This is a genomic window from Occallatibacter sp. (assembly GCF_049802275.1).
Classification (GTDB): Bacteria; Acidobacteriota; Terriglobia; order Terriglobales; family Acidobacteriaceae; genus Telmatobacter.
The window spans coordinates 1-6,670 of record NZ_JBARMD010000407.1; the positions used below are offsets into that span (position 1 = coordinate 1).

The 6,670-nt window shown below is 58.5% G+C and carries 6 protein-coding genes; 5 read left to right on the top strand and 1 reads right to left on the bottom strand.

Annotated elements, in window-relative coordinates; translation table 11 throughout:
• The 5 genes from WA354_RS14320 to WA354_RS14340 all read left to right on the top strand — a co-directional run.
• The coding region (locus WA354_RS14320) for an ABC-F family ATP-binding cassette domain-containing protein (RefSeq protein WP_472813695.1) at nucleotides 1–1,284 on the top strand (1,284 nt) is incomplete at its 5' end.
• A 118-nt stretch (nucleotides 1,285–1,402) separates the two neighbouring features.
• A complete protein-coding gene (locus WA354_RS14325; RefSeq protein ID WP_472813700.1) occupies nucleotides 1,403–3,391 on the top strand; it encodes a glycoside hydrolase family 127 protein in 1,989 nt (662 codons plus the stop codon).
• Nucleotides 3,392–3,512: 121 nt separating this feature from the next.
• The gene (locus WA354_RS14330) at nucleotides 3,513–4,709 is read left to right on the top strand and encodes a Gfo/Idh/MocA family protein (protein ID WP_472813696.1); all 1,197 of its coding nucleotides are present in this window, start codon (nucleotides 3,513–3,515) and stop codon (nucleotides 4,707–4,709) included.
• A gap of 90 nt (nucleotides 4,710–4,799) precedes the next feature.
• Nucleotides 4,800–5,384 carry a ribosome recycling factor gene (frr, locus tag WA354_RS14335; protein WP_472813697.1) on the top strand — a complete coding sequence of 195 codons (585 nt, stop codon included), beginning with the start codon at nucleotides 4,800–4,802 and terminating at the stop codon, nucleotides 5,382–5,384.
• 114 nt (nucleotides 5,385–5,498) lie between these two features.
• On the top strand, nucleotides 5,499–6,038 hold the full coding sequence (locus WA354_RS14340) for a DinB family protein (protein WP_472813698.1): 540 nt from the start codon (nucleotides 5,499–5,501) through the stop codon (nucleotides 6,036–6,038).
• Between the two features lie 82 nt (nucleotides 6,039–6,120).
• Here the strand turns inward: WA354_RS14340 and WA354_RS14345 are convergent.
• Nucleotides 6,121–6,670 (bottom strand): aminomethyl transferase family protein (locus WA354_RS14345; RefSeq protein WP_472813699.1); only part of this gene is annotated, 550 nt, incomplete at its 5' end.

Sequence of the window (6,670 nt, forward strand, 5' to 3'; positions counted from 1 at the left end):
TTCCAGGGAAATTACACGAAGTACTTGTCGCAGAAGGACGAACGGCGCGCGCAGTTACAGGCCGCGTACAAGAATCAGCGCGACCAGATCGAACATCTTGAGGCGTTCATCAACCGGTTCCGCGCGCAGGCCACCAAGGCCAAGCAGGTGCAATCGCGGATCAAGGAACTGGAAAAGATCGAGCGCATCGAGATTCCAGAAGAAGAGGCGGTGATTCATTTCAGGTTTCCGCAGCCGCCGCCGTCGGGGCGCACGGTGGTGGAGGCCGAGGGTCTGGCGAAGAGTTACGGCGCAAAGCATGTGTTCAGCAATGCGCGGTTCACGATCGATCGCGGAGACCGAGTAGCGCTTGTAGGCGTGAACGGCGCAGGCAAATCTACGCTGATCAAGTTGCTGAGCGGAGCGGAGACGCCTACGGGCGGCACAGTCAAGCTGGGCCACAACGTGGTGAGCGAGTATTTTGCTCAGGACCAGTACAAGGTGCTCGATCCCGAGGCGCGGATGCTCGATGACATCAGCAGGGCCGCGGTGAAGGTTCCTGAGAGCGAGTTGCGCTCGCTGCTCGGGTGTTTTCTCTTTTCGGGCGATGACGTGTTCAAGCCATTGGGTGTCCTTTCAGGTGGCGAGCGGAACCGGTTTGCGCTGGCGCGGATTCTCGTGTCGCCTTCGAATTTTCTGTTGCTGGACGAGCCTACCAATCACTTGGATATGCGGGCGAAGGATGTGCTTCTGGACGCCATTGCGGCGTTTTCCGGCACGGTGGTTTTTGTTTCGCACGACCGGTATTTCATCGATCGACTGGCGACGCGCGTGATCGCGGTGGAGAACGGGGTAATCACCAGCTATCCCGGTAACTACGAGGACTATCTGCGGAAGAAGGAGAACCTGGCCGCTCAGGCCGAGATTCCTGTTCTCGATTTTGGGGGATCGAATGAAAATTCCAACCAAGTCTCAAAATTGAGCCCCGGGGCACCCGGTTCGCAGTTGCACCAAGCGGCGCCTCTGTCTGGCACCACGATTGTGATTGAGGGTGGGCCGGACAACGGACGTTCGCGGCGGCTGAATCCGATCAAGCAGAAGCAGATGGAGGAGCGGGTCGGTTTTCTCGAAGAGGAGATTCCGCGGGTTGAGGCTTCGATTGCGACTACGGAGGAGCAACTGGGTGTGTATGTTTCGGCGGCGGAGACGCAGCGGCTAACAGAGTTGGCTGCTGCATTGCGTTCGGAGCTTGGCTCGCTTACCGCTGAATGGGAAGAGCTGATGCTTCAGCTTGATGGGGCATAGTCGCGCTTTAGAAGCTTCCTTCCTCCGGCTTGAACCAGGTGAGCGATAATTGGGCGTTAAATAGCAAACGTTCACCTTGGAGCCGTGCGCTGGATGCAGGAGATTCAGGGTGAACTGGATGCGACTGCGAGTTTCAGAATTCACCGACAAGGAATGTCTCAAAATGATTACGCATACGCGTCGTAATTTTCTGAAGATGAGTGCTGCGGCAGCTTCCTTGTATTCTGCAGCGCCGGTGGCTTTCAGCAGTTCGTTGTTTGCGGAACCTGGAGGACCAGGCGCGGAGAGAATTGTTCCCTTTCCGCTGAGCGCGGTGCGGCTGGGCCCCGGGATCTTCGCGGAACAGGCTGAGACGAATGCGCGGTATCTGGATTCACTCACGACCGATCGGCTATTGCACTCGTTCCGGTTGACGGCGGGGATCACTTCGAGCGCGACGCCCTATGGAGGCTGGGAGAGTCCGACGGTTGAGTTGCGCGGGCACTTCAATGGTGGGCATTACCTGTCGGCAGTGGCGCTGGCATCGGCGACGGCGGGCAACTCTGTTTTGAAATCACGCGGCGATGGGGTGGTGGGCGGGCTGGCGCAGTGCCAGCAGAAGAATGGCAACGGCTATGTGAGCGCGTTTCCTACAGTGCTGTTCGAACATCTGCAGGAAGGCAAGCCGGTGTGGGCGCCCTTCTACACGTATCACAAGATCATGGCCGGACTGCTCGACATGTACGTGCTGACGGGGAACACCGATGCGCTGAAAGTGGCGGAGGGGATGGCGCAGTGGGTGGACCACTATTTCGAAGGCATCGGCGACGAGCAGCGGCAGCGGATGTTGCGAACTGAATACGGCGGCATGAACGAGGCGCTGGTGAACCTGGCAGCGTCGACGAAGAAGCAGCAGTATCTTGATACGGCGAGGCTGTTTGAGCAGCCTAGCATTCTGGATCCGCTGGCGGCGCGGAGGGATGAACTGACCGGGCTGCATGCGAATACGAATGTGCCCAAGATCATTGGTGCGGCGCGGATGTACGAAGTAACTGGGGACCCACGCTACCGGCGGATCGCGGAGTATTTCCTCGAGGAAGTATTGACGGCGCGGAGTTACGCGATTGGGAATACAAGTCTCGATGAGCACTGGACCACGCCCGCGGGCGAACTGAAAGGATCGCTGGGCTGGACGAATGCCGAGTGTTGCGTGGCCTATAACCTGATGAAGCTGGAGCGGCTGGTGTTTGGCTGGACAGGCGATGCGCGCTGGATGGATGCGTATGAGCGCTCGATGTTCAACTGCAGGCTGGGTACGCAGAACCCGCAGGGGTTGAAGCAGTATTTCTTTCCGCTTTCGGCGGGCTACTGGCGCGCCTATCACTCGGCGGAGGATTCGTTCTGGTGCTGCACGGGGACTGGCGTGGAGGAGTTTGCGAAGTTCACAGACACGATCTATTTCCATCGCGGCGGGGAGGTGTATGTGAACCAGTTCATCGCGTCGACGCTGGACTGGAAGGATGAGGGATTAAAGATTGAGCAGACAACCACGTTCCCGCGGGAGCAGGGGACGACGCTGAAGCTCACATGCGCGCAGCCGAAGATGCGGACGGTGCATATCCGGATTCCTGCGTGGACGACAGATGCGGCGGAGGTAAAGGTGAATGGGCGGCCGCTGGAGGCTATGGCTGATCCGGGCTCATATCTCGCGATCAGGCGCGTTTGGAAAGATGGCGACACGATCAGCGTGGCCTTGCCGATGACGTTGCGGACAGAGGCGCTGGTTGGGGATGACTCGATAGCGGCGGCGCTGTACGGGCCGCTGGTGCTGGCGGCGGATTTGGGCGGAGGGCCGGTGGATGGCCCAAGCAAGATTATTCCCGATGGATCGACGGTGCCGAAGGGATTGGCCAAGGCGGATGCGTTACCGAAGGCGGCGGTGGATGCGGGAGCCGGGGCGGGGGTATGGATCAAAGCGCAGTCAGCGGGTGAGACACGCGGCGAGATGCGATTCAAGGCGGCGGGAGAGGGTGCGCAATTTGACCTGCTGCCTATGTATGAGGTGCGCGATCAGAAGTACGCGGTGTATTGGCAGTTGGGGGACGGGAAGAAGAATCGAAACGGCTAGTGCCTTGCAGAGCCTTCGCGCACAGTTGCATCCCAAGTTAGGCGGGACCTCAGCGCTCTCACTCTTCAAAACGCAAACCTGGTTTTCAAAATACCCGTCAATACAACAAGGAGATGACAGAATGTCCACAGACCGGCGTGATTTTTTGAAACGAGCAAGCTTGATGGGTTCGATCGCCATGTTGGCAGGTGGTCCTACCGCGGGAGCATTAGCGACCCCCAGCGAATTGACCAGCGTTGTTGAGGATTCCGTGGCATCGCAGGCCGAGGAGACTCCCAAATACCACATCAAGTTTGCGGTGTGCGGCATGAGTCACGATCACATCTACGGCATGGTGGGAGCGATCCAGCGCGGTGGTGGCGAAATGGTGGCGGCATGGGGTGGTGAACCCGATAAGCTCGCCGCATTCACCAAGCGGTTTCCCAACGCAAGGATTGTGAAGACGCAGGACGAGATACTCAATGATCCCGCAATCCAGCTTGTATTAAGTTCGCAGATCCCCAATGAACGTGCGCCTCTGGCGGTGCGGGCGATGAAGGCCGGCAAGGACTTTCTGTCGGACAAACCCGGCATTTTAACGCTCAAACAACTGGCTGACGTGCGCAAGACCATTGCTGAAACCAAGCGCATCTACGCAATCATGTACAGCGAATTGCTGGAGGTGAAGGCAGCTGTGTATGCAGGCGTCCTCGTCAAGCAAGGTGCGATCGGCAAGGTGATTCAGACGATCAACATTGCGCCGCACCAGATTTTTCAGCATGGCGGCGTGGCAGGTGGGGGCACGGGCAGGCCCGACTGGTTCTGGAATCCAGAACAGAATGGTGGAATTCTCTGCGACATTGGCTCGCACCAGGTTGACCAGTTCCTTTTCTACACGGGATCAACCCAGGCCGAAGTGGTGGAATCGCAGATCGCAAATATCCGGCATTCAGATCATCCTAAATTCCAGGACTTCGGCGACATGGTGCTGCGCGGAAACCGCGGGCTCGGCTATGTGCGACTGGACTGGTTTACTCCCGATGGACTGGGCACATGGGGCGATGGACGGCTCTTCATTCTGGGGACCGACGGATACATCGAGATCCGCAAATACACCGATGTGGCGGTAAAAAAGCAGGGCAACAATCTGTTCATTGTGGATGGCAAGCAGGCGCGCTACATCGACTGCAACAATATGGCGCTGCCATTCGGTCCACAGTTTGTGGCGGATATTGTGAACCGTACCCACGTCGCGCAGAACCAGGTGGAATGCCTGCTGGCAGCAGAATTGGTGATCAAGGCGCAACTCGCCGCAAAGCAGGTAACACTCGAGGCCTAGCAAATAGACGTGCTGAGGGGCGCCGGGGCATGGCTGCCGCGCCGGGGTTGTAGAATAGCCGTTGGCAATTGGCTTAGCGAGGAAATGACCATGGCATCGTTTATGGATGGCAATCCAGCACTTAAGGGACTCTCGGGCGACCTGAAACGGCGGATGGACGCAGCCGTAGCAACCTTCCAGGCCAGCCTGGCCTCCACCCGCACCGGCCGCGCCAGCGCGCATATGCTCGACCAGATCAAGGTGGACTACTACGGGACCATGACGCCCATCAACCAGATGGCGCAGGTGGGCGCTCCTGAACCGCAGTCCATTCTCATTCAGCCCTGGGATCCTTCGATCCTAAAGGAGATTGAGAAGGCGATCCAGGCTTCAGATCTCGGCTTCAATCCCATCTCCGACGGCAAGGTGATCCGTGTTCCTGTTCCGCCCATGACCGAAGAGCGCCGTCGCGACGTGGTGAAGCATTTGAACAAGGTTCTCGAAGAGCACCGAACCGCGATCCGCAACGTGCGCCGCGACGGCAACGACGCATTGAAGAAGCTCGCCAAGGACAAGAAGATCAGCGAAGACGATGAGAAGCGCGCGCTCGAAGAGGTCCAGAAGATGACCGACGAAGAGATTCGCCGGATGGAAGAGCTTTCGCGCAAGAAAGAAATTGAAGTAATGCAAGTCTGACCAGCGCAGGCCCTTGACCTGCCGCTCAAAATCAGCAGACCGCAATGCCCGATGCAAACGGCGTTGCGGTCTTTTGTTTGCATCGCTCTCAATCCTTCCTGCATCCACAGCTTGATGGCGCACAATCTGCGAGATACAATCGCTCTGCTTGAGCGCACGCCGGGCGCACTGGATGCTCTGCTGCGCGGCCTACCCGAAACGTGGACGCACTGCAACGAAGGCGGCGAAACGTTCACGGTCGTCGATGTCGTCGGCCACCTCATCTACGCCGACCGCGTCGACTGGATGCCGCGCGCCCGCATGATTCTCGAGCACGGTGAGAACAAACCCTTCGAGCCATTCGACCGTTGGGGACATGTCGAAGAGTGCCGAGGCAAGAGTCTTCCCCAGCTACTTGAAGAGTTTCGACGCGTGCGCGCCGCGTGTCTCGATGATCTACGAGCGTTGAATCTGCAGCCAAAGCAGCTTGATCTGCGCGGGCGGCATCCGTCTCTAGGTGCGGTCACGCTTTCAAATTTGCTGGCCACGTGGGCTGTGCATGACTTGACGCATTTGCACCAGATCTCGCGGGTCATGGCACATCAGTACCGCGACGAGGTCGGCCCTTTCGGTGCGTTTCTAGGCGTGCTGGAATGCAAAGGCCACGGCGGATGAGCGAGTTCACGGTTCTCAGTTCGAAGCAACCAAGAGGCCAATTGTGAACTACGAACCAAAGTCTGTGAACAGACGCGGAGGTCTACTTCTTCGCCCTCTTGTAAAACGGAATCGGCACCTGCTTCGCCCTCACCGAATTCGCCCGGCACTGGACCAGCACATCGCTTCCGCTGGCGGCCGTGCTTGCCGGCACCAATGCCATCGCAATGTTTGTCCTAAGGAACGGAGCAGGCGAGCCCGAGGTGACGACGCCGATCTGGTTTCCGTCGAGATCGTGCACTGTGTATCCGTCGCGGCCAATGCCGCGGTCAACCATCTCCAGTCCGATGATCCTGCGCTTCGGTCCGCCGCTGGCCTTATCGGCAAGTAATGCATCACGCCCGATGAACTCTCCCTTGTCGAGCTTGAGGAAGCGATCGAGACCCGCTTCGAGTGCGTTAATGTCTTCTGAGATTTCGTGTCCGTAGAGGCTCATGCCGGCTTCAAGACGCAGAGTGTTGCGCGCGCCGAGTCCGCAGGGGCGAATGCCGAACTCCGCGCCGGCTTCCATCAGCGCTTCCCACATCTTCACTGTGGTCGCTTCGTCCGACGGGATGTACACTTCGAATCCGTCTTCGCCGCTGTAGCCAGTC

What these genes read in the sequence shown, in the direction of transcription:
- WA354_RS14325 (WP_472813700.1), top strand. Translation starts at nt 1,403, where the DNA reads ATGCGACTGCGAGTTTCAGAATTCACCGACAAGGAATGTCTCAAAATG.
- frr (WP_472813697.1), top strand. Translation starts at nt 4,800, where the DNA reads ATGGCATCGTTTATGGATGGCAATCCAGCACTTAAGGGACTCTCGGGC.
- WA354_RS14340 (WP_472813698.1), top strand. Translation starts at nt 5,499, where the DNA reads ATGGCGCACAATCTGCGAGATACAATCGCTCTGCTTGAGCGCACGCCG.
- WA354_RS14330 (WP_472813696.1), top strand. Translation starts at nt 3,513, where the DNA reads ATGTCCACAGACCGGCGTGATTTTTTGAAACGAGCAAGCTTGATGGGT.